Below are 21515 nucleotides of genomic sequence, written 5' to 3'. Positions count from 1 at the left end.
CTTCGTCCCACCGTTAAAACGGAAGTGTCCGCTCGCCCCGTGTTTACCCCGACAACGGCAACGGACATCATGGTTTGGAGGAACCACCGATGATCGCCAGCATCTTGATTGCCGTGGTTGCGGCCATCCATATCTACATCGTCATTCTGGAAATGCTGCTGTGGGAGAAGCCAGCCGGCCGAAAAGCCTTCGGTCTCTCGGCAGATTTCGCCCGGCAGACAAAGGTGCTTGCCGCCAATCAGGGACTTTATAACGGCTTTCTCGCAGCCGGGCTGATCTATGGGCTCACACAGGGCGATGAAGGGTTGAGCTTCAAGCTCTTCTTCCTGATCTGTGTGCTGGTGGCCGGTATTTTTGGCGCGATCACTGCCAATATGAAGATCCTGTTCATCCAGGCATTGCCGGCATTGTTTGCCCTTGGCTTCCTCTGGCTTGGAGCATGAACCGATGACCGCCTGGAACGACACCTCCGCAAGGGACGCACTCAACCGCATCTTCATGGCCGCCGTCGCCAGCGCCGATCCGGCAAAGGTGTTGCAACACCACCTGCCCTCCCCGCCCAAAGGCCGTTGCGTGGTGGTTGGCGCGGGCAAGGCCTCCGCCGCCATGGCCGCAGCGCTTGAAGCGGCATGGCCAGATGTCGACCTTTCAGGCGTGGTGGTGACACGTTACGGCCATGCCGTGCCGACTGCGCGTATCGAGATCATCGAAGCCTCGCATCCGGTGCCGGACGACAGGAGCGCCGAAGCGGCAAAACGCATTCTCGCCGCCGTCAAAGGGTTGACTGCAGACGACATGGTCATCGCATTGATTTCCGGCGGCGGTTCGGCGCTGATGGTCGCACCCGCCGAGGGAATGACGCTTGCAGACAAGATGGCGGTTAACCGCGCGTTACTCGCCAGCGGCGCTACGATTTCCGAAATGAACGCCGTGCGCAAGCACCTCTCGCGTATCAAGGGCGGGCGGCTGGCACTCGCTGCCAGACCGGCAAAGGTTGTTTCACTGCTGATTTCCGATGTGCCTGGTGATGACCCCTCGGAAATCGCCTCCGGTCCGACGGTTGCCGATCCGAGCGATATCGAAACCGTGCGGGAAATCGTCACGCGCTATGCCCTCGATCTCCCCGAAACCGTGCGTCAGGTGCTGGAAAAAGGTGAGGAAACCCCGAAGGCCGGCGATATCGACGAGGATATCCGGCTCATCGCGGCTCCCTCGCTCGCCCTGCAGGCGGCAGCGGACGAGGCAGTGATGCTAGGGCTAATGCCTCTTATCCTCGGGGATTCGCTGGAAGGCGAGTCGAAAGATGTCGGTGCGGTCATGGCCGGTATTGCGGTTTCCGCCAGCCGCAAGGGCCTGCCGATCAAAGGCCCGGCCGTCCTGCTTTCCGGTGGCGAAACCACAGTCACGCTGAACAGGGGAGTTGGCGGCAAAGGGCCGGCCGGTAAAGGCGGCCGCAACACGGAATTCCTTCTGAGCCTTGCGCTGACCCTCAAGGGAGCCCATGGCATCTGGGCTATTGCTGGCGATAGCGATGGCATCGATGGCGTCGAAGATGCTGCGGGGGCCGTGATTACACCGGATACCTTAAAGCGCATGCGCGAGGCGGGGGTCGATCCGCGCCAGTCGCTGGTGAGCCATGACAGCTATACAGCCTTCAAGGCGACCGATGATCTCGTCGTAACGGGTCCAACGCTCACCAATGTGAATGATATCAGGGCGATCTTGATCGCGTAGGCTTGATAGCAACCACCGTGTGACGGCGTTTTTGATGCGGCCTGTTCCGATAGGCAACAGGCCGCAAAAGGTCTTCATTATTAGAGCTTTACCCAGCCGCCATTGTTCTTGCCGGACTCGATGCAGGCCGTGACGAAAGCGACGCCTTTGACCCCGTCATCCACGGTCGGATAAATCACCGCCTTGTCCAGCGCCGATCCGTCGCGGCGTGCCTCGATGGCATGGGCCGCTTCAGTATAGATGGTGGCGAAGGCTTCGAGATAACCTTCCGGGTGGCCCGATGGAATGCGGGTGACGCGCGCCGCCGCAGCCCCTGCGCCTGCACCGCCGCGGGTGATCAACTGCTTGGGCTCGCCAAGCTTCGTGAACCAGAGATAGTTCGGGTCGGCCTGCGTCCATTCAAGGCCGGCCTTGTCACCATACACACGAACTTTCAGCCCGTTTTCGTGACCGACCGCAACCTGGCTGCACCAGAGCAGCCCCTTCGCCGCCTGCTTGCCGTCCTTCGCCTTGAAGCGCAGCATCACATGCGCGTTGTCGTCCAGTCGGCGGCCTTCAACGAAGGTGTGTACATCGGCTGCCAGTTCGTCGACTTCCAGACCGGAAATGAAGCAGCCGAGATTATAGGCGTGGGTGCCGATATCGCCTGTGGAACCGCCTGCACCCGATTGTGCCGGGTCGGTGCGCCAGACCGCCTGTTTGGCACCCGTCTGCTCAATGGGCTCCGCCAGCCAGTCCTGCGGATATTCCATCTGTACCAGACGGATATTGCCAAGGGCACCTGACTCCACCAGCTCGCGCGCATGCCGCACCATGGGGTAGCCGGTATAGTTATGCGTCAGGATAAACAGGGCGTCCGCCTTGTCGGCCACGTCCTTCAGCTTCTTCGCGTCTTCCAGATTGGAGGTCAGCGGCTTGTCGCAGATCACATGGATGCCGCGCTCGAGAAAGGCCTTTGCCGCCGGGTAGTGGACGTGGTTCGGGGTGACGATAGCCACCGCCTCGATGCCATCCTCTCGCAGCGCTTCCTTTTCGGCCATTTCCTCGAACGAACCGTAGCAACGCTCGGGGTCGAGCCCCAGTTCGCGGCCGGAAGCGAGGGATTTTTCCGGCGTCGATGACAGGGCCCCGGCCACGAGATCGAAGCGATTGTCGAGCCGGGCAGCCATGCGATGAACGCCGCCGATAAAGGCGCCCGAACCACCGCCCACCATGCCGAGACGAATCCGCTTGTTCGCCGCGTCGGTTGTCTTTCCTTCAATAGCCATAATGTTTCCCCTGCAATGCTTTCAAAGCCCAAGCATACGGCGGTTTGCCGCATCGTCGGTGCCGCTGGATGCGAAGTCGTCAAAGGCCTTTTCCGTGACGCGGATGATATGCGCCTTGACGAATTCCGCCCCTTCGCGGGCGCCGTCTTCAGGATGTTTCAGTGCGCATTCCCACTCAACCACAGCCCAGCCGTCGAAGTCATTGGCAGCCATTTTCGAGAAAACCGCACCAAAATCCACCTGCCCATCGCCTAGCGAACGGAAGCGGCCGGCGCGCTCCACCCAGCCCTGATAACCGCCGTAGACGCCCTGCCGTCCGGTTGGGTTGAACTCCGCATCCTTGACGTGGAACATCTTGATACGATCTTTGTAGATATCGATATTGTCGAGATAATCCAGGCATTGCAGCACATAATGCGAGGGATCGTAGAGCATGTTGGCGCGGGGATGGTTCTTCACCCGCTCCAGGAACATCTCGAAGGTTATGCCATCATGCAGATCTTCACCCGGGTGGATTTCATAGCAGACATCCACACCCTGCTCATCGGCATAATCGAGGATCGGCGTCCAGCGTTTTGCCAGTTCGTCAAAGGCGGTTTCCACCAGACCTGCCGGGCGCTGCGGCCAAGGATAGATGAAAGGCCAGGCGAGTGCGCCGGAGAATGTTGCATGCGCCTTGATGCCGAGATTCTTCGACGCTTTCAGCGCCAGCTTCACCTGCTCGACCGCCCATTGCTGGCGCGCTTTCGGATTACCGCGCACTTCCGGCGCGGCAAAACCGTCAAATGCCTCATCGTAAGCGGGGTGAACGGCGACGAGTTGCCCTTGCAAGTGGGTGGAAAGCTCCGTGACCTCCACGCCGTTCTGGCGCGCGATACCGGCAAACTCGTCGCAATAATCTTTTGATTCCGCCGCTTTTTTGAGATCGATCAGCTGGCCTGCCCAGCTTGGCACCTGCACACCGGCATAGCCTTTTTCCGCTGCCCATTTGGTAATGCCGTCCCAGCTGTTGAAGGGCGCTGCATCACCGGCAAACTGACCGAGAAAAAGACCCGGTCCCTTGATCGTTCTCATAAAAATCTCCTCCTGCATCGATACAGTTGCGCGGTAACCCGCTCTTTCTCCAGCGCCAAGCTAACCGCTCGTGATTTTCAAACAAGCCCCAAAAGCGGGAGGCAAGAAAATTTCCGTATTTCATTCAAAAGACGGGAACCTCTTAAAGCGCCAACCCACTTGCTCTGTCGAATACATGCACGCGCTCATGATGAACGCTTGCGGCAAAGGGCGTGTTGACCTTCACCAGTTGCTCGCCATCAACCACCGCCGTCACTTGATCCCCTGCCAGCTCGAAGACCACATGGGTCTGCGCTCCCGTCGGCTCCACCAGCACCGTTCTGCCGGTGAGCGAGATGTCTCCGCCGATCGCCGAGCCGATATGTTCAGGACGAAGCCCGATCGTCACCGGCTGGCCGCGCTTGACCTTGCGCGAGGCGCCAATGCGGATTGCGGTTCCATCCTTTAGCCGGGCAGCGGGCTGGTCACCCTCGCCATCGACCACGCCTTCGATGAGGTTCATGGCGGGTGAACCGATGAAGGCGGCGACGAAGAGATTGGCCGGTGTCTTATAGAGCTCAAGCGGCGTGCCCTGCTGCTCGACCCGGCCGTGATTGAGCACCACCACCCGGTCAGCCAGCGTCATCGCCTCGATCTGATCATGGGTGACATAGATGGAGGTGGTGCCGACCTTCTGGTGCAGCGCCTTGATTTCGCTGCGCATCTGCACGCGCAGCTTGGCGTCGAGGTTGGAGAGCGGCTCATCGAACAGGAAGACGGCGGGGTTGCGCACGACAGCGCGGCCCATGGCGACACGCTGGCGCTGGCCGCCGGAAAGCTGCGAGGGCTTGCGGTCGAGAAGCTTGCCGAGATCGAGCATGCGGGCGGCTTCCGCCACGCGCTCCTCGATGACGTTTTTCGGCTGGTCGGCGAGCTTCAAATTGAAGCCCATGTTTTCGGCCACCGTCATATGCGGATAAAGCGCATAGGACTGGAACACCATGGCGATGTTGCGTTCACGCGGGGTCATGCCGTTCACCACCTTGTCACCGATGAGAATATCGCCATCGGTGATTTCCTCCAGCCCCGCGATCATGCGCAAAAGCGTGGACTTGCCGCAGCCAGAAGGCCCGACCAGCGCGATGAACTCCCCATCGGCAATATCGAGCGATATGCCGTGAATGACATCGAGCGCGGCATAGGACTTGCGGATATCCCTAAGTTCGACGGAAGCCATGTTTTGCTCCTTTCAAGTCACGATTTGACGGCACCGGCCGTCAGGCCCGCGATGATGTGTTTCTGTGCGAGGAAGAAGACGATGACGGTCGGCAGGATCGTCAGCGTGATGAAAGCGAGCACCAGCTGCCATTCCGTGCCGAACTCACCGCGATAGACCATGATGCCGAGCGGCCAGGGATATTTCGATTCCGAATTCAGCATGATCAGTGGCAGGATGTAGCTGTTCCAGCTGCCGACGAAAGAGACAATGCCAACGGTCGCCACGATCGGCCGCGAAAGCGGCACGGAAATGTGCCAGAAAAAGCGCAGGTAGCCGCAACCATCCACAAAAGCCGCCTGAAACAACTCATCCGGCAGGTTACGGAAATAATTGCGGAACAACAGAATGCTCATGCCGAGGCCAAAGGCCACCTGCGGCAGCACCACGCCCCAATAGGTATCGAGCAGGCCAAGATCGCGAATGCGGATGAAAAGCGGCAGGATGGCGGTGGCCGCCGGAAACATCAGGCCCAGCAAGAAATAGTTGAGCAGGAAGGACGAGCCGAAAAACTTCACGTGCGCGAAGGTGAAGGCCGCCATAGCCGAAACGGTCAGCGTCAGGAATACCGTCAGCAGTGCGATGACGAGCGAATTGAAGATTTGCAGCCAGTAACGTTTACCGAAGAGAATATCGCCGTAATTGGCCCATTGCCACTCGGCCGGAATGCCGAACGGATTGACGCGCAGGTCTCCCAGCGTCTTGAAGCCGCCAAGGGCAGTCGTCAGAAGCGGGATGAGGACGATGGCTGCAATCAGGCTCAGCGAGATATAAAGATAAAGCTTGGTTTGCAGCGGCATGCGGACGGAAGTGGATGTGTCAGTCATGGCGCATGAAAATCCTTTTATAACCGAAGGCGAGCGTCACGCAGATGACGAAGAGAACGACGCCGACCGCACTGCCAAGCCCAACCTGCATGCGCATGACGCCGTAGGTGTAGAGGAAGGTGACCATGGTCTGTGTCGAGTTGGACGGACCACCGCCCGTCAGCGGCATAATCATGTCGAACAACTGCAGCGAGCCGATAACCGCAAAGAAGACGGAAAGGCGCACCGTGGAGCCGAGCATCGGCAGCGTGACGTAACGGAATTTCTGCCAGCCGGACGCGCCGTCGATTTCGGCCGCTTCCAGCACGTTCTTGTCGACCGATTGAAGGCCGGCGATGAACAGCATCATGTGGAAACCGAAATACTTCCAGACGATGACGCCGAGCACGGCGTAAATCGCCACATCCTTGTCTGCCAGCACGTAGGGATTGGCGAACCCGAAGAAATTGGAGATGGCGGCAAAGAGACCATAATCGCCATCATAAACGAAACGCCAGATCAGACCCGCAGCAACATCCGCCAGAACATAGGGCAGGAAGAAAACCAGCCGGAAGGCGACGACGCCGGGGATGCGATGCGCCAGCATCATGGCGAGCCAGATGGCCAGCGGGATCTGGATCAGGATCGAAATGAGGATGATGAGGCCGTTATTGATCAGGGCCTGCGAGAATGCGGCATTGCCGAACAGGACCTGGAAATTCTTCAAGCCGACGAAATCGGTCGGTGTGCCGTAACCGTTCCAGCGGTAAAGGCTGTACCAAGCCGCCTCGCCCATGGGCAGAATGACGAAGAGGGTAAAGAGCAGAAGTGCGGGCGGCAGGAAGACCAGAAGGGTCAACGCCCGGTCATGCGCGACCGAACTTTGCTTGCGCTTAGCCTTCGTCGCACCGCGCGCCGGTATGGACGCAGAAGTCATGGTAGTATCCGTCATCTTTATCCGCTTTCATGGAGGCAGATAAGCGGCGCCGCATATTCAGCGACGCCACCATGGAAATCGTCAGATCAGCGCAGTTCGAATGCGTCCTGAATCTGCTGGGCGCCTTCCTCTGCGGTCATCTGGCCGGAAACGATTTCGACCGAGATATCGTTGACGACACGACCGACGGCAGCGCCGAGCGTCTGGTCGAAGAAGTTCTGGTGCCAGGTGGAGGCGGCAAGCTGCTTGGCGGAGTCCGCGAGTAGCGGGTTTTTCACCGCGCCGGCAGCGCCCGTCGCAACCGGCAGGATCATGCCGGCGGTCGCCATTTTCTCCTCGCTTTCCTTGCTGGTCAGGAAGGTGGCGAAATCAATCGCTTCCTTGGACGCGTTTTTGGTAAGCGCCCAGCCGTTCAGGCCGCCCAGAGTGTCGGTGGCCTTGCCTGCGCCGCCCTCGACAACCGGGAAAGCGAAGCGGCCGATATTTTCAGGGGCCAGCCCCTTGCCGTCGCCAGCATTCTTGCGCTGGTTCGCTTCGGTATTGTCAAAGCCGAGAATGATGGCTGCCTTGCCATCGCCAAAGACTCCGAGAGCCTGCGGCCAGGTCGCGCCGAGATAGCCGGGCTGGAACGGTTCGAGCTTGCCGAATTCGGCCAGTTGCTCACCGGCCTTGATGATCGTCGGGTCCATGAAGCCTTCGCCTTCACCCTTGCGGGCTGCGTCAAACACGGCCTGGCCGCCATTGCGCATCACGAGATAGCTCCAGTAGAAATGGATCGGCCATTTCTCACCACCGCCGCCGGCGATCGGCACGATGCCCGCATCCTTGATCTTCTTGACCGTGGCGCTGAAATCAGCCCAGGTCTTGATGTCCTCAGCCTTCACACCGGCCTTGGCGAACAGTTCCTTGTTATAAAAGAAGCTGACGAGGCTCACGCGGTAGGGTACGGCCCAGACCTTGCCATCAAAAGAAAGGCCATCGATTGCGGAAGCGTTATAGGCCTGACGCAGCTTGCCGCCATCGGCATCGAAAACCTCCGTCAAGTCCTTCAATGCGCCGGTCTTGGACTGCTCTTCGAGAACCCCGCCACCCCAGCTGTAGAAGAAATCAGGCACGTCGTTGGATTGCAGCAGCGTCGGCAATTTTGCCTTGAAAGCCTCGTTTTCGAGGAACTGCAACTGAACATCGACATCGGGGTGCTTGGCCTCATACTCCTTGGCGATCTCCTCCCAGACGGCCACGGATTTGGGATCCAGTTCTACGTGCATCCATTTTACGACCGTCGCGGCCGAAGCGCTCGCTGCACCGAGCATGAGAGCAATACTTGTCGTTGTGGCAAAGCTTACGAGCCTGCCGCTCAGGCTTGCGCCTGCGTGCCAAATCGTCATGATGGTGATCCTCCCTGGGGATATCCTCATTTATTCCCCGATGCGGATTAATTCATATCAGGGTTCGCTCATTGTCAAGGCACGATGCCGATTTTTTGCGCTTAGCGCTTGACACACCCCTCCCCCGCGCCGTTATTTAATCCGTATTCCGATATAAATCGGGAGACGACATTGATCGCAGCAGGACCCCATGAAGACCGCAGACCCAGAATTGATGCGCGCGATCAACAGGCTGAGCGTGCTCGACAGTATCCGCCGGCACGGACCCATCTCCCGAGTAGAGATCAGCGAACGCACCCAGCTCTCCACCACGACGGTTTCCGCCATCACCGCCTCGCTGCTGGATGACGGCCTCATTCTGACCCGCCACCTCGGCGACATCAGGACGGAAGGTGGGCGCGGAAGACCGCGCGTAATGCTGGAACTGAACCCGGATGCTGCCCGCGTCGTGGGGGCAAAGATTGCCGCCAACCGCATGGTGTTCGTTGTTACCGATTTCTGCGGAAATGTCCTTTCTACTCTCGCTTTGCCAATTCGTGTCGATCGCCAGCCAATCGGCGTTATCGCCGATCTTGTCGAGGACGGCGTTCGCCGATGCGTGGTTGACGCGGGCTTCTCGCTTGAGGATGTGGACATGGTCTGCCTCGGGCTGCCCGGCGTCATCGAGCATCGCACCGGCAAGATCCGCAGCAGCCCTATTCTCCGGGAAGTGAACGTCAATTTCGCCGAGGAAATGACGGCAAGGCTGAATTCGCCGACCATTATCGAAAGCGATGCCCATGCCATCACGCTGGCGCACCACTGGTTCGGCCATGCGCGTGATCTCGAAGACATGGTGTTGATTTCACTGGAACAAACCCTCGGGCTCGGCGTGCTGCATCAAAACCAGCTCTTTCGCGGCGCGGGCGGCCTCAGCCACAATCTCGGTGACCTCGTCATCGGCCTTGCCAATGAGGGCACGGTGCGGCTGGCAAGCCAGGCGGGCGAAAACGCAATTCTGGGCTCCCGCCCGGCCGACGGACGTTTCGCCGAGGCGATTCGGCTCGGCCGCGGCATGCAGCATGCCCATGCACTGATTGCGGCGGAAGACCACGATCTCATCACGGCCGCCTTGCGCGCCGGTGCCGCCCTCGGCCTGACACTAGCCAATATCGTCACGCTGTTTGCGCCGCCACGGGTCATCATCACCGGCTCCAGTCTGGAGCTTGGCGAACCTTTCATCACCAGCATTCGCAACAGCTACAACGCTGCCGTGCCGCCATCTCTGGCCGGTGTGGCGGAGCTGGTTTTCGATGTTGCCAGCGACGAATTGTGGGCGCAGGGGGCTGCGGCCGTTGCGCTTTACGAACTTTACGAATCGCCATGGAACACAACCGGGCCAGCGCTCTAACCCGCAGGGTGAGCACGGGCGCAGGCATTTCTGATTTACGGGAGGATTATATGAACAAGGTCGGTATCGGCATCATCGGCTGCGGCAACATCTCCAGCGCCTATCTCAAGGCCATGGCGTCGTTTCCCATTCTCGACATTCGCGGTCTTGCGGATATGAACGAGGAGGCCGCAAGAGCGCGGGCGGACGAATTTGGCCTCCAGGCGAAAAGCATCGACGCACTTCTCTCCGATCCGTCAGTGGAGATCATCGTCAATCTGACGATCCCCAAGGCGCATGTCGAAGTCGGTCTGCGGGCGCTGGACGCCGGCAAACATGCTTATTCCGAAAAGCCGCTTGGCATCAATTTCGCGGAAGGCAAACGCCTCGCGGATGCGGCAAAGGCCAAGGGCCTGCGCATCGGCTCTGCCCCGGACACCTTCCTTGGCGGCGGCCACCAGACGGCGCGTCGCCTGATCGATGAGGGCGTTTTGGGTCAGCCGGTGGGCGGAACGGCAACCTTCATGTGCCCCGGTCATGAGCGCTGGCACCCCAATCCCGCCTTTTATTACGAGGTCGGCGGCGGTCCGATGCTCGATATGGGCCCCTATTACATCACCGATCTCGTCAATCTGTTCGGCCCGGTGGCCAAGGTGGCAGGTTTTGCCATAGCGCCGCGCAATGAGCGTCTCATCACCAGCGAGCCAAAGAATGGTGAGAAAATCCCCGTTCATGTTGCCACTCATGTCTCAGGGGTTCTCGCCTTCGAGAACGGTGCCGTGGTGCAGGTGGGCATGAGCTTCGATGTGGCGGGTCACAAGCATGTACCGCTGGAACTCTACGGCACCGAGGGCACGCTGATCGTGCCTGACCCCAACCATTTCGGCGGCGAGGTGCAATTGCTGAAAAAGGGCGGCCAGTTCGAGACGCAAGCGCTATCATCTCCCTATGCCGACGGCAATTACCGGTCCATCGGTGTGGCGGACATGGCCCATGCGATCCGCGAAAACCGACCGCACCGCGCCAATGGCGATCTCGCGCTGCATGTGCTGGAAGTCATGGAAGCCTTCCAGACCGCATCGGACAGCGGCACCACCGTTTCCATCACCACCAAGGCGGAGCGCCCTGCCCCGCTCGAAACATCGCTGGTCGACGGCCAGCTTGGCAAATAATCCCGAGGAGGAAATAAATGCGCGAAGCACTCATCGTCTGGGGCGGCTGGAGCGGCCACGAACCGCAGGAATGCGCGACCATCGTCAAGGACATCCTCGAAGAGGACGGCTTCAAGGTCTATGTGGAGCACTCAACGGAGGCTTTTGCAGATCCTTCGGTGCATGACCTAAGCCTCGTCGTGCCTATCGTCACCATGTCGAAGATCGAAAAGGAAGAGATCAAGAACCTGACGGCTGCGGTCGAAAACGGCGTCGGCATTGCCGGTTTCCATGGCGGTGCGGGTGACAGTTTCCGTGAATGCGTGGAATACCAGTTCATGATTGGCGGCCAATGGGTCGCCCATCCCGGCAATATCATCGACTACACGGTCAACATCACCCGCCCCGACGACCCCTTGATGGAAGGCATTTCCGATTTTCCGTATACGTCGGAGCAATATTACATGCATGTCGACCCCTCCAACGAGGTGCTGGCGACGACGACGTTCACCGGTGACCACGCCTGGTGGATCGACGGAGTTGTGATGCCGGTGGTCTGGAAACGCAAATACGGCAAGGGCCGGGTTTTCTATTCGGCACTCGGCCACCAGGCCAAGGAGTTCTCCGTCCCGCAAATGAAAACCATGTTCCGCCGCGGTGCCAACTGGGCGGCTCGCTGAGGCATAGGTGGAGAGGCGGCCAAACAAGGCCGCCTTTTCCTTTCATCGGCCGCGAATAATCTCTTCGGCCGCCATCGCCACGCTGAGAACATGTTCATCCATCCCGTGCAGGGCGGAAAGCAGCAACCCAACCGGCATGCCCGCCTCACCGGTTCCGCAGGGGATCGAGACACCGCAGAGGTCGAAGAAATTGCCGATCTGCGTGTTACGCAGCGTTTTTGCATTCATGGCGAAAAAGGCGTCGTCATCACCGAGAAGCGGTTCCACCTTGGCGGCGACATGCGGCAGCGTCGGAGAAACGAGCAGTTCGTGCCTGCCGATCATACCGGCAAAAGCCGCGGTCATATGCTGGCGCGCCTCGATGATGGCGATGTAGTCAGGCATGGACATATTGCCACCCAGGCGTGTTCGAGCAACCACCCGGGGATCCATGCGCGCGGCATCTGCGCTTTCCAGCCGTGTCTTATGCAAAGCAAAAGCTTCCGCCGTCACCAGCGCCCCCTTTTCCTTGATCAGGTCGAACAGCTCTGAAAAGACCGGGAATGACTGCCGCCGCACGATAGCACCAGCGCGAACAAGACGGTCTACCGCCTCTTCGAAGGCCGCGGCGACCCCATCCTCGATACCATCGAAAAACACCGTTTCAGGCATCACCAGCGAAAGGCCGGCAAGAGGCGCGCGCTGGACATCAGCCGCGACCTTGCCGCGCATCGCGGCATCGACCCAGACGGCGTCCTGCACGGTGTGCGCCAGCGGGCCGAGCGAATCGAGGCTTTTCGCCAAGGGATAGACGCCCCGCATCGAATAACGGCCGCGGCTCGCCTTGTAGCCGACAACGCCGTTGAAAGCAGCGGGGATACGGACCGATCCGCCAGTATCGGTGCCTATTGCCACAGGCACCAGGCCAGCAGCAATGCTCACGCCCGCACCGGAAGAGGAACCGCCCGGCAGTCGGTGACCATCGCTCGAGGCTGGATTACGCGGGGTGCCATAATGCGGGTTAATACCGAGACCGGAAAAAGCAAACTCGCTCATATTGGTGCGGCCAATGCAGACCATGCCCGCCTGTTTCAGCGCGGCAACCACATCCGCGTCGCGGGTCGCAGGCGCATCATCTGCAAGAACCGTCGATCCCGCTGTCGTCGCCACGTTTTCAAGATCAAAAAGGTCCTTCCATGCCACTGGAATACCATCGAGCACGCCGCAGGAACGCCCCTCACGGATGCGTCTTGAGGCGGCTTCTGCTTCCGCCATGGCCCTCTCTGCCGTCAATGCGACGAAAATCGACTGATCTTCGTCATTGCGGATCGCACTCAGTGTATCCTCCGCCAACTCGCGTGGATCGAGCTGACCGCTCTGGATCAAAACCGAAAGCTGCGCGATGTTTTTTCTAGTGTGAGCCATGATGTTTTCCCTGACGCGGCATGTTGCGCACAAGATGCCGTTTATCGTCCGCTTGGCAAGTTCAATCGGCGCGATATCAAAGCTTCAAACCTCTGATCCGAAGGAAGCCGGACGCACTGGGAGCTTGGTCGACTTCGTGTTTCACCGCGCTACAGAGCCACGATTTCTTCAACCTGCAGTATGCGTCACGCGATTTATATATAAGCGACGACTATAAAAAGACGGATTAATTCTTAATCGCCTCTAAACTTTGTTGAATTATTTAGCAGACATCGATGAAACGCATGCCCTATAAAATTCCAAATAACAATTATAACGCGACATCGCGGGGGACTATCGCGAATGGAAGAGACTGCCTATCGCGGGACGGATAGACAGGTTGAATCGGGCCGCACGCTTCGCTCACCGACACAGCCGGAAACAGGCCGGTTTTCGCGGCGGCGTTCGCTTGCCAGCAAGATTATCCTGATTTTTCTGGGCGGCGTGATCTTTTCCTACAGCATCGGCGCACTCGTCGGCTGGTACATGTTCGTGGCCGCCGCCAGCGAGCAATGGCTCAATCAAGCCCGCGTCAACTCACAGATCGCCAGCGCAACGCTCCGCAGCATCTATACCTATGTCAGCGTGACCGCCGACGCGGACGGACAGGTCAATGGCATTTTGACCGACAAACCGATCGGTGATGATGACTCCATTCTCGTTACCGGTTTCAACCCCAGCGACGTTCTGGCGCTCATCGGAGCGCAAACCAAAAATGCCGTGTGGCTGTTCCGTTACGACGAAGACGATTCCGGTTTCAGGCAGATCGCAGCAGCCTTTGATAACGCCACCGATGACGACGAAAAGCCGCTTGCGACCGACCCGATCTTTTCCCGTGACGCGGTTGCGGCACGATTTTCCACCGGCTTTGCGACCATTGGCGACTCGAGTCATTATATCGGCCTGCTGCCAATCATCAGCACGGAAACGAAAAAGCCGATCGGCGCCGTCGCCGTCAGCATTGGTGCTTCAGATGCTCTTTACGGCGCGCAGCGCAAGTTGATCTACAACTCTCTTGCCGCGCTCATCGTGGTGCTGACCGTCACCGGCATCGTTGTGACCGTTATCGCACGGCATTTCCTGAAGCCAGTCCCGGCGCTGGTGCAGGCGACGCTGAGAATTGCCCGTGAGGAAACTGATGTCGTTACGCCTTTTCAGAGACGCCGGGATGAGATCGGCGATATGGCACGCGCCGTCGAGACCCTGCGTGAGGCGGTTCTGGAACGCGGACGCCTGCGGCAGATACGTGACATGGCGCAGCAATTGGAGCACATGGCTCATCACGATGCGCTGACCGGCCTGCCAAATCGCGTGCTATTGATGAAGACGCTGGAAAACCGTCTTGACCATCTTTCGGCCTCTGGCCAGCCGTTCAACGTCATGCTGCTCGACCTCGACCGCTTCAAGGCCGTCAACGACACGCTTGGACACGCCGCCGGCGATGCCCTGCTCGTCGCGGTTGCGTCACGAATTTCCGCCGTCCTTGGTGAAAATGACTTGGTAAGCCGTCTCGGCGGCGATGAATTTGCGATCATCCAGACACCGAAAGGCGACTGCGAAAGTGATGCCGCAATGCTCGCGGCCCGGGTGGTTCACGCGGTCTCGCGTAGTTTCAGCCTAGAAGGCAGCACGATCAGCATCGATACCAGCATCGGCATTGCCTGCGCCCCCGGTCACGGCACATCCGCCACGCAGCTTCTGCAACATGCCGATCTCGGTCTGTATCGCGCGAAGTCAATGGGTTGCGGCTATTTCGTCTTCTATGAGCCGGGCATGGACATGGCAGCGCAGCACAAGCATGCGCTGGAAATCGACATGAAGTCCGCGCTGGAAAACAGGGAATTCGAGCTGCACTATCAACCCGTGGTCAATCTTGAGAGTGGCCGCATCGTCGCCTACGAGGCACTGGCCCGTTGGCGCCACGGCAAGCTCGGACTTATTGCGCCCGACCGGTTCATTGCGCTTGCGGAGGAGAACAACTTCATCAAACCGCTGGGCGAGTGGGTTCTCGCTCAGGCCTGCATGGATGCAATGAGCTGGCCGAAAGATGTCAGGCTTGCCGTCAACCTATCGGCCGTTCAGCTCTATAACGACGATATCGTCCCTATCGTCGATCAGGCACTCGAGGCGTCCGGCTTGCCGGCTGAGCGGCTTGAACTCGAAGTCACTGAAACCGCAATGCTGGAGCGCGACAGCAGCACGCGCGTGCTGAATGTGCTGAAAGAGAGAGGCGTTCGTCTGGTACTCGATGACTTTGGTACCGGTTATGCCGGGCTCAGCACATTGACCCATGTGGCCTTCGACAAGATCAAGATCGACAGGGAATTCGTCTCGGGTCTGCCCGACAATCCGATGTGCTCAGCCATCGTCAACACCGTCATCGATATGGCGGAGCAGATCGGTCTCAAGGTCACAGCCGAAGGCGTCGAAAACAGTGAGCAGATCGACGTCCTGAGGCGCGTCGGGTGCGACGAGGCGCAGGGCTACTATTTCGCCGAGCCCGCCCCGCTTGCCCACATTCTGAAAAACCGAGGCACCACCCCTCCTATCGTAAGAAGCGGACCGGATGTTTTTGGTCCGGCGGCGACGGATACCTTTTGCCCAACACAGAAAGCGATTTGAGAAACCGGCCACAGGCCAAAGGACATAAAATGCGTCTGCCAGTATTTTGCCTTTTACTCACATGCTTTATCCCCATCCCGCCCGTCCAGGCCGCCGGCGACATCGATACCCTGCAGCGAATTGCAAAAACAGCAAAAATCCGCATCGGGTATCGTGAGGCGGAGCCGCCCTTTTCGTACCTGCTGCCCGACGGCGAGGTCACCGGTTTCTCGACTGATCTCTGTCGGATCATTAGCGAGGACATCAGAACGAAGCTGAAGCTCGACAAGATCGAGCTGGAGTTCGTCAAGGCGACGCCGGCGACCCGATTTATCCTCGTTCGCAGCGGCCAGATCGATATCGAATGTGCGGCGACGACCAATAACAGCGAACGCCGCAAGATGGTCGATTTCTCCTACCCCAATTTCATGACCGCGACACAGTTTCTCTCCCGCAAGGAGGACAATCTGCAGAGCCTGGACGATCTTGCAGGACGGTCTGTCACATCAGCCTCCGGCACCGTCAATATCGAGCAGCTGAACGCGGTGAACCGGGCGAAGAACCTCAATATCTCGGTCATGCCGACAAAAACGAACGAGGAGGCTTTTGAACTGGTCGTCGCCGGAAAGGCCTCCGCATTTGTAATGGACGGCATTTTGCTCGCGGCACTTGCAGCGACATCGCAGAAACCCGACCTTTATGCGCTGTCGGAGGAAACGCTGAGCGCGCCTGAACCATACGGTCTCGTCTTCCGGCGCAACGATCCGGCGTTCAAGGCGGCAGTCAATGAAAGCCTCAGGCACATCTTCACCGGGCCTGATATTCACGACCTCTACGAGAAATGGTTCGCGAAACCCATTCCTCCGAACGGCATGAACCTGAACCTGCCGATGGCCGCGTCGTTGAGGCGGGCCTATGAACATCCAAGCGAATACCGGGATTGAGAGCGCAGGAGTGGTTGGCCGCAATGATTTTAACGACAATATTTTGACGGATTATTTTAGCTGGAGATGCGCGATGCTGAGATCGACATTATGGCTTTTGTTATTTTTCTTCAGTCTTCTGCCCGCCCACGCGGCCAGCGACAATTCCCAGCCGCCGACGCTTGAGACGATCGCCAGAACCGGCACCATTAAGCTCGGTTATGCCGACCGCAACCTGCCCTTTTCCTATCTGGGAACGGGGACGGAGCCGATCGGCTACAGCATTGAGCTGTGCCTCAGAGTGGCTGACTCCATCAAAAGAAGGCTGGGTTTGCCGGAATTGAAGGTGGAGTTCGTCAAGCGCACCCCCAGCAATCGCATCACGCTTCTGAACGACGGCACGATGGACATGGAATGTGTGGCGAGCACGAATACGGAGGAGAGACGAAAGGCGGTGTGGTTTTCATACAGTCATTTCATCACCGGCACGCGCTACGTGGCGCTGAAATCGAGCGGTCTGAAAACCGTTGCTGACCTCGCTGGGCGAACGGTGGTAGTGACGACAGGCACCATCAATATCAGCCAGCTGAACGTCCTCAATCGTAAGCTCGGCCTCAACATCGCCGTCCTTCAAAATGACAGCACGGAAGGCAGTTTCGATATGGTGACGGAAAATCGCGCCTCGGCTTTCGTAATGGACGATATACTTTTGCGATCCTTCGTCGCTGAAACCGGCAGGCCTGATGATTACGTCATCTCCGACGAATATCTTGCCCCGCCTCAGCCCTATGGCCTGATGCTCCGCCACGGCGACACCGGCTTCAGGGATGCCGTCAACGAGGCGCTGGGACAAATCTATGCCAGCGGCGAAATCGAGACGATCTACGACAAGTGGTTCAATGCGCCGATCGCACCTGATGGGATCAACCTCAAGCGCCCATTGCCCGGGGACCTGAAGGAGGCGTTTAGAAGACCGGTTGATACGACGGCAGAATAAAAACGAAAGCCGCCCGATAAAGGGCGGCTTTCATCGCAGAATCCGTGTCAGGCGGCACGCAGGTCGGCACCCAGCGGAATTTCGACATCGATCTCGAGAATCGAGAAATGCTCGTCGCGGTCCATCTTCACATGCACGCGGTCACCATCGATCTGCACGTGCTTGGCAATGACCGCGAGAATTTCCTCCCGCAGGATAGCCACAAGATCAGAGCCTGACGATGCGCGCTCGTGGGCGAGCAGCACTTGCAGACGCTCACGCGCGAGTGGTGCCGACTTCTGTTTGCGGAAAAGATTGAAGAGACTCATGCGGCCCTCCTTGCGAAGATCTTGGAGAAGATGCCACGCTTCTCGCCCGGAATGACCACCGGAATATCCTCACCCGAGAGGCGGCGGGCAGCGTCAAAATAGGCCATCGCCGGCGCACACCGGGCATCCGCAAGCGTCACAGGCGCGCCGACGTTGGAAGCACGCAGGACATCCGAGCTCTCGGGAATGATGCCGATCAACGGGATCGACAGGATTTCGAGAACGTCGTCAACCTTCAGCATATCGCCCCGCTCCGCACGGGCCGAGTCATAACGGGTGATGAGAAGGTGCTTTTCCATGCGCTCGCCGCGTTCGGCCTTGAGCGTCTTGGAATCGAGCAGGCCAATGATACGGTCGCTGTCACGCACGGAGGAGACTTCCGGATTGGTGACAACGACAGCGACGTCCGCATGGCGCATGGCAAGCGTTGCACCGCGCTCGATGCCAGCAGGGCTGTCGCAGATCACCCAGTCAAAATGCTTCTTCAGCTCGTTGATGACCCATTCCACACCTTCCGGCGTCAAGTTATCCTTGTCGCGCGTCTGCGAGGCGGGCAGGAGGAACAGCGTCTCGAGGCGCTTGTCGCGGATCAGCGCCTGCGTCAGCTTGGCATCGCCCTGGATCACGTTGACGAGATCGTAGACCACTCGGCGTTCGGCACCCATGACCAGATCGAGGTTACGCAGACCGACGTCAAAATCGACGACCACGACCTTCTCTTTGTTTTGCGCCAATGCGGCGCCAAGCGCTGCGGTCGAGGTGGTCTTACCAACCCCGCCCTTGCCGGAAGTAACAACGACTACCTTCCCCATATGGCTCTCTCCTGTTCCTGTTCGTTTCTGTGTTATCAGCCGAGTTTCGCGGCCTTGATCGTATCGTTTTCCAGCCAGAGCTGAACCGGCTGGCCGCGCAGCTTGTCGTCAATGTCCTCGGCCACCTTGTAGACCCCATCGATGGCCAGGAGCTCGGCTTCGAGCTTGCGGCAGAAGATGCGCGCCGAGGTGTTGCCAAGTGAACCGGCCATGGCGCGGCCGCGCAGCGCCCCGTAAATATGCACCGAACCGCCGGCGATGATTTCCGCCCCCGAAGCGACCGAACCGATGACAGTGACGTCGCCCTCAGGAAACATGATCGACTGGCCGGAGCGAACTGGCTCGTTGATGACCAGCGACTGGACGACAGCCCTGACCTCGCCGGACGTGTGCGGCTTTTCTTCCGGCAGTTCGGCAGCGGCCGCGACCGGCTCAACCTCGACATCAGAGGCAGGCTTCCCGCCCTTTAGCGATGGCGGCATGCCAGGCTCGATCATCGACGGGCGAACGCCCTCGATACCCATGATGCCGACATTGCGATCGCGCAGTGACGCCAGCAGCTCTTTCAGCCCCGCCTTATCGAGCGCCAGCTCCGACACATCCAGGACCACCGGCCGCGACAGGAAGAAGCCAGCCGAGCGCGCCGCCAGATCATCGAGCCTTTCAAGCCACTGATCGACCGGAGATTCGGGAGAAAGGACGACCGCGAGAAAAGAGCGGCCTTTGATACGGATCGAACGCTGGTCTGTTAGCACTTTGGTCATCTTGGTAAACAAATCGTTGACAATTAGGTACCTCGAATATGGTTAACAAAAGGTTAACGCGAACCCTAAATGGGCGGTAGCGTTAAGAAAATTCCGCCGGGAATTCCTTCGCAAGGAACTTTCGAATTCCTGGTCATCCCTTTGATTGCACACCATTCTGATACCCACGAACGCCTATGATGCCCTTTCATCCTTGCAGGAGGCTGACGTACCGTCATGTCGAGCGTGTTTTGAACCGAGGGTCCGCCCGCAGCGCGCACCATAGAATCATGGCTGTCCGATTCCGGTACAATACCGCCTACCGTCCTTTGAGCCATTCATCGACGTCCTAACCGAAAACCGATTCCGTTCCGTCTCCGGATAAGATAGACACGGACCGCGCCGACAGTTTTAACGGAAGAATAAGATGCACAGCAAAGTCCCGCTTCAGAACGAGATATTTTCGCAAGAGTTCGGGGCCTTCCTGTTCGACATGGATGGAACTCTCGTCAATTCGATAGCCGTCGTCGAGAGAGTCTGGCGGGAATGGGCCATCGCAAATGGCATCGAGCCGAATGCTTTCCTGCAGCGCATTCACGGCATGCGCGCCTCGGAGGTGATCCGCCGCGAGGCAGTTCCCGGCCTTGATGTCGATGCTGAGGCGGACATGATATTGCGTGCGGAAATGGACGATGTGAATGGCATCATCCAGATACCGGGTGCTGCAGATTTTCTTGCGACTTTACCGGCAGATAAATGGGCCATCGTGACCTCGGCTGTGCGCGAATTGGCCGAGCGACGGCTTGCTGCGGCCGGCATCACTCCTCCGGCCGTCATGATCTGCGCCGACGACGTGGTCAACGGCAAACCCGATCCGGAAGGATACCGAAAGGCCGCCGACAGGCTGGGTGTTACCCCGGAAATGTGTGTTGTCTTTGAGGATGCACCCGCAGGCATTGAGGCTGGGGAGCGGATGGGTGCTGCGGTCGTGGTGATTAACGTCACTCACTCTCACCCGATAGAAACCCCTCATCTTTCCATTTCCGGATACGGCGAGGTAACTGTGGTCATCGGTGAGAACGGTAAGCTGAAGCTGACGGGTAGCAGAGCCTAATAAGGCATTTCCGGATAACAGCAGACTTTTAAATAGCGGCTAATTGACAGCCCGGCACAAATGCGTCCTAATAAAATTGGTAAGACCATCTTACCGCTTGCGCGAACGGGGGGAGACCTTCGCGCTGGGAGGACGTCATGTTCGTGGCTCTGGAGCCGCGCCGCCTTTATCGGCTGGTCGCGGAACAAATTCGTTTGCTCATCGAAAGCGGAGAACTGACCGAAGGTCAGCGCCTGCCGGCAGAACGCGACCTTGCGGAACGCTTTGGCGTATCACGCCCCACGGTGCGGGAAGCGCTTATCGTTCTTGAAGTGGAAGGCCACATCCATATCCGCATGGGGTCGGGCGTTTACGTTAGCTCTGCTGGAAGACAGGCCCGGGAAAAAGCGCCGGTGCCGGATGCGCATGGTCCGTTCGAAATCCTGCAGGCACGCTGCATCATCGAGAGCGCGATTGCGGAGGAAGCCGCACGGCTTGCTACGCCGGACTGTATCGCCAAAATTGACGATATTATTGAACGCATGGCCGGTGCGCTTGATAATTCTCCGCAGGCGCTTAATCTCGACCGGGCCTTCCATACTGCCATCGCCGATATTATCGGCAATTCCGCGCTCAATCGCTTCACCGGCCTGATTTACGACGAGCGCAGCCTTTCCCCATTTTTCGAAAAGCTCGCCAGCTATTTCGAAGGTCCGCACACCTGGAACCTCGCCGTGCAGGAACACCGGGTGATCCGCGACGCCATTGCAGCAAACGACCCTGCGCGCGCCCGTGAGGCGATGCGGCAGCATCTGACACTGTCGCAGAAGAGATTTTCCGAGAGCTTCGGGGAGGAAGCAATCGGGGAAGACTGACCGTTGCCACCACCGGCGACGGAGAAAACAGCACATCTGGCTTTAATTCGGGAGGAGT

At 58.7% G+C, this 21515-nt stretch carries 20 protein-coding genes; 10 read left to right on the top strand and 10 right to left on the bottom strand.

The genetic code is table 11. The annotated features are described in order from the left end of the window. Positions 1 to 89: 89 nt before the first annotated feature. Positions 90 to 443, top strand: a complete 354-nt coding sequence (locus FS804_RS16530; RefSeq protein ID WP_144577830.1) for a DUF1304 domain-containing protein — start codon at positions 90 to 92, stop codon at positions 441 to 443. A gap of 4 nt (positions 444 to 447) precedes the next feature. After that, entirely contained in the window at positions 448 to 1734 is a 1287-nt protein-coding gene (locus FS804_RS16525) for a glycerate kinase (protein ID WP_144577828.1), read from the top strand. Positions 1735 to 1814: 80 nt separating this feature from the next. Here the strand turns inward: FS804_RS16525 and FS804_RS16520 are convergent, their stop codons facing one another. The 6 genes from FS804_RS16520 to FS804_RS16495 all read right to left on the bottom strand — a co-directional run bounded on the left by FS804_RS16520 (position 1815) and on the right by FS804_RS16495 (position 8462). Beyond that, positions 1815 to 3002, bottom strand: a complete 1188-nt coding sequence (locus FS804_RS16520; protein ID WP_144577826.1) for a Gfo/Idh/MocA family protein — start codon at positions 3000 to 3002, stop codon at positions 1815 to 1817. Between the two features lie 21 nt (positions 3003 to 3023). Continuing rightward, entirely contained in the window at positions 3024 to 4076 is a 1053-nt protein-coding gene (locus FS804_RS16515) for a sugar phosphate isomerase/epimerase (RefSeq protein WP_063950163.1), read from the bottom strand. Between the two features lie 142 nt (positions 4077 to 4218). Continuing rightward, positions 4219 to 5292, bottom strand: coding sequence for an ABC transporter ATP-binding protein (locus FS804_RS16510; RefSeq protein ID WP_144577825.1), 1074 nt, complete (start codon positions 5290 to 5292; stop codon positions 4219 to 4221). Positions 5293 to 5309: 17 nt separating this feature from the next. Further along, positions 5310 to 6158 carry a carbohydrate ABC transporter permease gene (locus FS804_RS16505; protein ID WP_004438848.1) on the bottom strand — a complete coding sequence of 283 codons (849 nt, stop codon included), beginning with the start codon at positions 6156 to 6158 and terminating at the stop codon, positions 5310 to 5312. Next, the gene (locus FS804_RS16500; RefSeq protein ID WP_144577823.1) at positions 6151 to 7089 is read right to left on the bottom strand and encodes a carbohydrate ABC transporter permease; all 939 of its coding nucleotides are present in this window, start codon (positions 7087 to 7089) and stop codon (positions 6151 to 6153) included. Before FS804_RS16500 ends, FS804_RS16505 begins: the two co-directional genes overlap by 8 nt. A 71-nt stretch (positions 7090 to 7160) precedes the next feature. Further along, positions 7161 to 8462, bottom strand: a complete 1302-nt coding sequence (locus FS804_RS16495) for an extracellular solute-binding protein (protein ID WP_144577821.1) — start codon at positions 8460 to 8462, stop codon at positions 7161 to 7163. 190 nt (positions 8463 to 8652) lie between these two features. Between FS804_RS16495 and FS804_RS16490 the strand changes: the two genes are divergently transcribed. Genes FS804_RS16490 through FS804_RS16480 form a run of 3 tightly spaced genes read left to right on the top strand, consistent with a single transcriptional unit; the run spans position 8653 to position 11662 of the window. Further along, a complete protein-coding gene (locus FS804_RS16490) occupies positions 8653 to 9852 on the top strand; it encodes an ROK family transcriptional regulator (protein ID WP_144577819.1) in 1200 nt (399 codons plus the stop codon). A gap of 50 nt (positions 9853 to 9902) precedes the next feature. Then, positions 9903 to 11003, top strand: a complete 1101-nt coding sequence (locus FS804_RS16485) for a Gfo/Idh/MocA family protein (RefSeq protein WP_144577817.1) — start codon at positions 9903 to 9905, stop codon at positions 11001 to 11003. A gap of 17 nt (positions 11004 to 11020) precedes the next feature. After that, a complete protein-coding gene (locus tag FS804_RS16480; RefSeq protein WP_004438834.1) occupies positions 11021 to 11662 on the top strand; it encodes a ThuA domain-containing protein in 642 nt (213 codons plus the stop codon). A gap of 42 nt (positions 11663 to 11704) precedes the next feature. On the opposite strand, the gene FS804_RS16475 is transcribed toward FS804_RS16480, so the two are convergent. Continuing rightward, a complete protein-coding gene (locus tag FS804_RS16475) occupies positions 11705 to 13066 on the bottom strand; it encodes an amidase (protein WP_144577815.1) in 1362 nt (453 codons plus the stop codon). A 342-nt stretch (positions 13067 to 13408) separates the two neighbouring features. Between FS804_RS16475 and FS804_RS16470 the strand changes: the two genes are divergently transcribed. From FS804_RS16470 to FS804_RS16460, 3 genes are all read left to right on the top strand, one after another. After that, positions 13409 to 15727 carry an EAL domain-containing protein gene (locus tag FS804_RS16470; protein WP_144577813.1) on the top strand — a complete coding sequence of 773 codons (2319 nt, stop codon included), beginning with the start codon at positions 13409 to 13411 and terminating at the stop codon, positions 15725 to 15727. A gap of 29 nt (positions 15728 to 15756) precedes the next feature. Then, complete coding sequence (locus FS804_RS16465; RefSeq protein WP_144577811.1) at positions 15757 to 16650, top strand: amino acid ABC transporter substrate-binding protein; 894 nt, start codon at positions 15757 to 15759, stop codon at positions 16648 to 16650. Between the two features lie 73 nt (positions 16651 to 16723). Continuing rightward, entirely contained in the window at positions 16724 to 17626 is a 903-nt protein-coding gene (locus FS804_RS16460; protein WP_144577809.1) for an amino acid ABC transporter substrate-binding protein, read from the top strand. Between the two features lie 47 nt (positions 17627 to 17673). Here FS804_RS16460 and minE read toward each other — a convergent pair whose 3' ends face one another. From minE to minC, 3 genes are read right to left on the bottom strand one after another with little or no spacing between them, the layout of a single operon-like run. Beyond that, positions 17674 to 17934, bottom strand: a complete 261-nt coding sequence (gene minE, locus FS804_RS16455; protein ID WP_063949988.1) for a cell division topological specificity factor MinE — start codon at positions 17932 to 17934, stop codon at positions 17674 to 17676. Next, positions 17931 to 18746 (bottom strand): septum site-determining protein MinD, encoded by an 816-nt coding sequence (gene minD, locus FS804_RS16450; RefSeq protein WP_004438810.1) that lies wholly within the window; start codon positions 18744 to 18746, stop codon positions 17931 to 17933. Before minD ends, minE begins: the two co-directional genes overlap by 4 nt. Positions 18747 to 18781: 35 nt before the next feature. Next, on the bottom strand, positions 18782 to 19510 hold the full coding sequence (gene minC, locus FS804_RS16445; protein ID WP_186376837.1) for a septum site-determining protein MinC: 729 nt from the start codon (positions 19508 to 19510) through the stop codon (positions 18782 to 18784). A 406-nt stretch (positions 19511 to 19916) separates the two neighbouring features. Here minC and FS804_RS16440 point away from each other — a divergent pair, with 406 nt between their 5' ends. Together FS804_RS16440 and FS804_RS16435 are read left to right on the top strand one after the other, a co-directional pair. Next, complete coding sequence (locus FS804_RS16440) at positions 19917 to 20603, top strand: HAD family hydrolase (protein WP_144577807.1); 687 nt, start codon at positions 19917 to 19919, stop codon at positions 20601 to 20603. A 137-nt stretch (positions 20604 to 20740) separates the two neighbouring features. After that, positions 20741 to 21457: a FadR/GntR family transcriptional regulator gene (locus FS804_RS16435; protein ID WP_144577805.1), complete on the top strand. Its 717-nt coding sequence runs from the start codon at positions 20741 to 20743 to the stop codon at positions 21455 to 21457. The last annotated feature ends 58 nt before the right edge of the window (positions 21458 to 21515 follow it).

The sequence above is a fragment of the Agrobacterium sp. DE0009 genome, assembly GCF_007680755.1.
Lineage (GTDB): Bacteria > Pseudomonadota > Alphaproteobacteria > Rhizobiales > Rhizobiaceae > Agrobacterium > Agrobacterium tumefaciens_B.
The sequence above is the reverse complement of the archived record's forward strand: the minus strand, read 5'-3'. Positions and strand labels throughout refer to the sequence as shown.

Excerpts from the sequence above, each read along its gene's own strand:
- FS804_RS16530 (WP_144577830.1), top strand. The coding sequence starts at position 90 with ATGATCGCCAGCATCTTGATTGCCGTGGTTGCGGCCATCCATATCTAC.
- FS804_RS16525 (WP_144577828.1), top strand. The coding sequence starts at position 448 with ATGACCGCCTGGAACGACACCTCCGCAAGGGACGCACTCAACCGCATC.
- FS804_RS16520 (WP_144577826.1), bottom strand. The coding sequence starts at position 3,002 with ATGGCTATTGAAGGAAAGACAACCGACGCGGCGAACAAGCGGATTCGT.
- FS804_RS16515 (WP_063950163.1), bottom strand. The coding sequence starts at position 4,076 with ATGAGAACGATCAAGGGACCGGGTCTTTTTCTCGGTCAGTTTGCCGGT.
- FS804_RS16510 (WP_144577825.1), bottom strand. The coding sequence starts at position 5,292 with ATGGCTTCCGTCGAACTTAGGGATATCCGCAAGTCCTATGCCGCGCTC.
- FS804_RS16505 (WP_004438848.1), bottom strand. The coding sequence starts at position 6,158 with ATGACTGACACATCCACTTCCGTCCGCATGCCGCTGCAAACCAAGCTT.
- FS804_RS16500 (WP_144577823.1), bottom strand. The coding sequence starts at position 7,089 with ATGACGGATACTACCATGACTTCTGCGTCCATACCGGCGCGCGGTGCG.
- FS804_RS16495 (WP_144577821.1), bottom strand. The coding sequence starts at position 8,462 with ATGACGATTTGGCACGCAGGCGCAAGCCTGAGCGGCAGGCTCGTAAGC.
- FS804_RS16490 (WP_144577819.1), top strand. The coding sequence starts at position 8,653 with ATGAAGACCGCAGACCCAGAATTGATGCGCGCGATCAACAGGCTGAGC.
- FS804_RS16485 (WP_144577817.1), top strand. The coding sequence starts at position 9,903 with ATGAACAAGGTCGGTATCGGCATCATCGGCTGCGGCAACATCTCCAGC.
- FS804_RS16480 (WP_004438834.1), top strand. The coding sequence starts at position 11,021 with ATGCGCGAAGCACTCATCGTCTGGGGCGGCTGGAGCGGCCACGAACCG.
- FS804_RS16475 (WP_144577815.1), bottom strand. The coding sequence starts at position 13,066 with ATGGCTCACACTAGAAAAAACATCGCGCAGCTTTCGGTTTTGATCCAG.
- FS804_RS16470 (WP_144577813.1), top strand. The coding sequence starts at position 13,409 with ATGGAAGAGACTGCCTATCGCGGGACGGATAGACAGGTTGAATCGGGC.
- FS804_RS16465 (WP_144577811.1), top strand. The coding sequence starts at position 15,757 with ATGCGTCTGCCAGTATTTTGCCTTTTACTCACATGCTTTATCCCCATC.
- FS804_RS16460 (WP_144577809.1), top strand. The coding sequence starts at position 16,724 with ATGCTGAGATCGACATTATGGCTTTTGTTATTTTTCTTCAGTCTTCTG.
- minE (WP_063949988.1), bottom strand. The coding sequence starts at position 17,934 with ATGAGTCTCTTCAATCTTTTCCGCAAACAGAAGTCGGCACCACTCGCG.
- minD (WP_004438810.1), bottom strand. The coding sequence starts at position 18,746 with ATGGGGAAGGTAGTCGTTGTTACTTCCGGCAAGGGCGGGGTTGGTAAG.
- minC (WP_186376837.1), bottom strand. The coding sequence starts at position 19,510 with ATGACCAAAGTGCTAACAGACCAGCGTTCGATCCGTATCAAAGGCCGC.
- FS804_RS16440 (WP_144577807.1), top strand. The coding sequence starts at position 19,917 with ATGCACAGCAAAGTCCCGCTTCAGAACGAGATATTTTCGCAAGAGTTC.
- FS804_RS16435 (WP_144577805.1), top strand. The coding sequence starts at position 20,741 with ATGTTCGTGGCTCTGGAGCCGCGCCGCCTTTATCGGCTGGTCGCGGAA.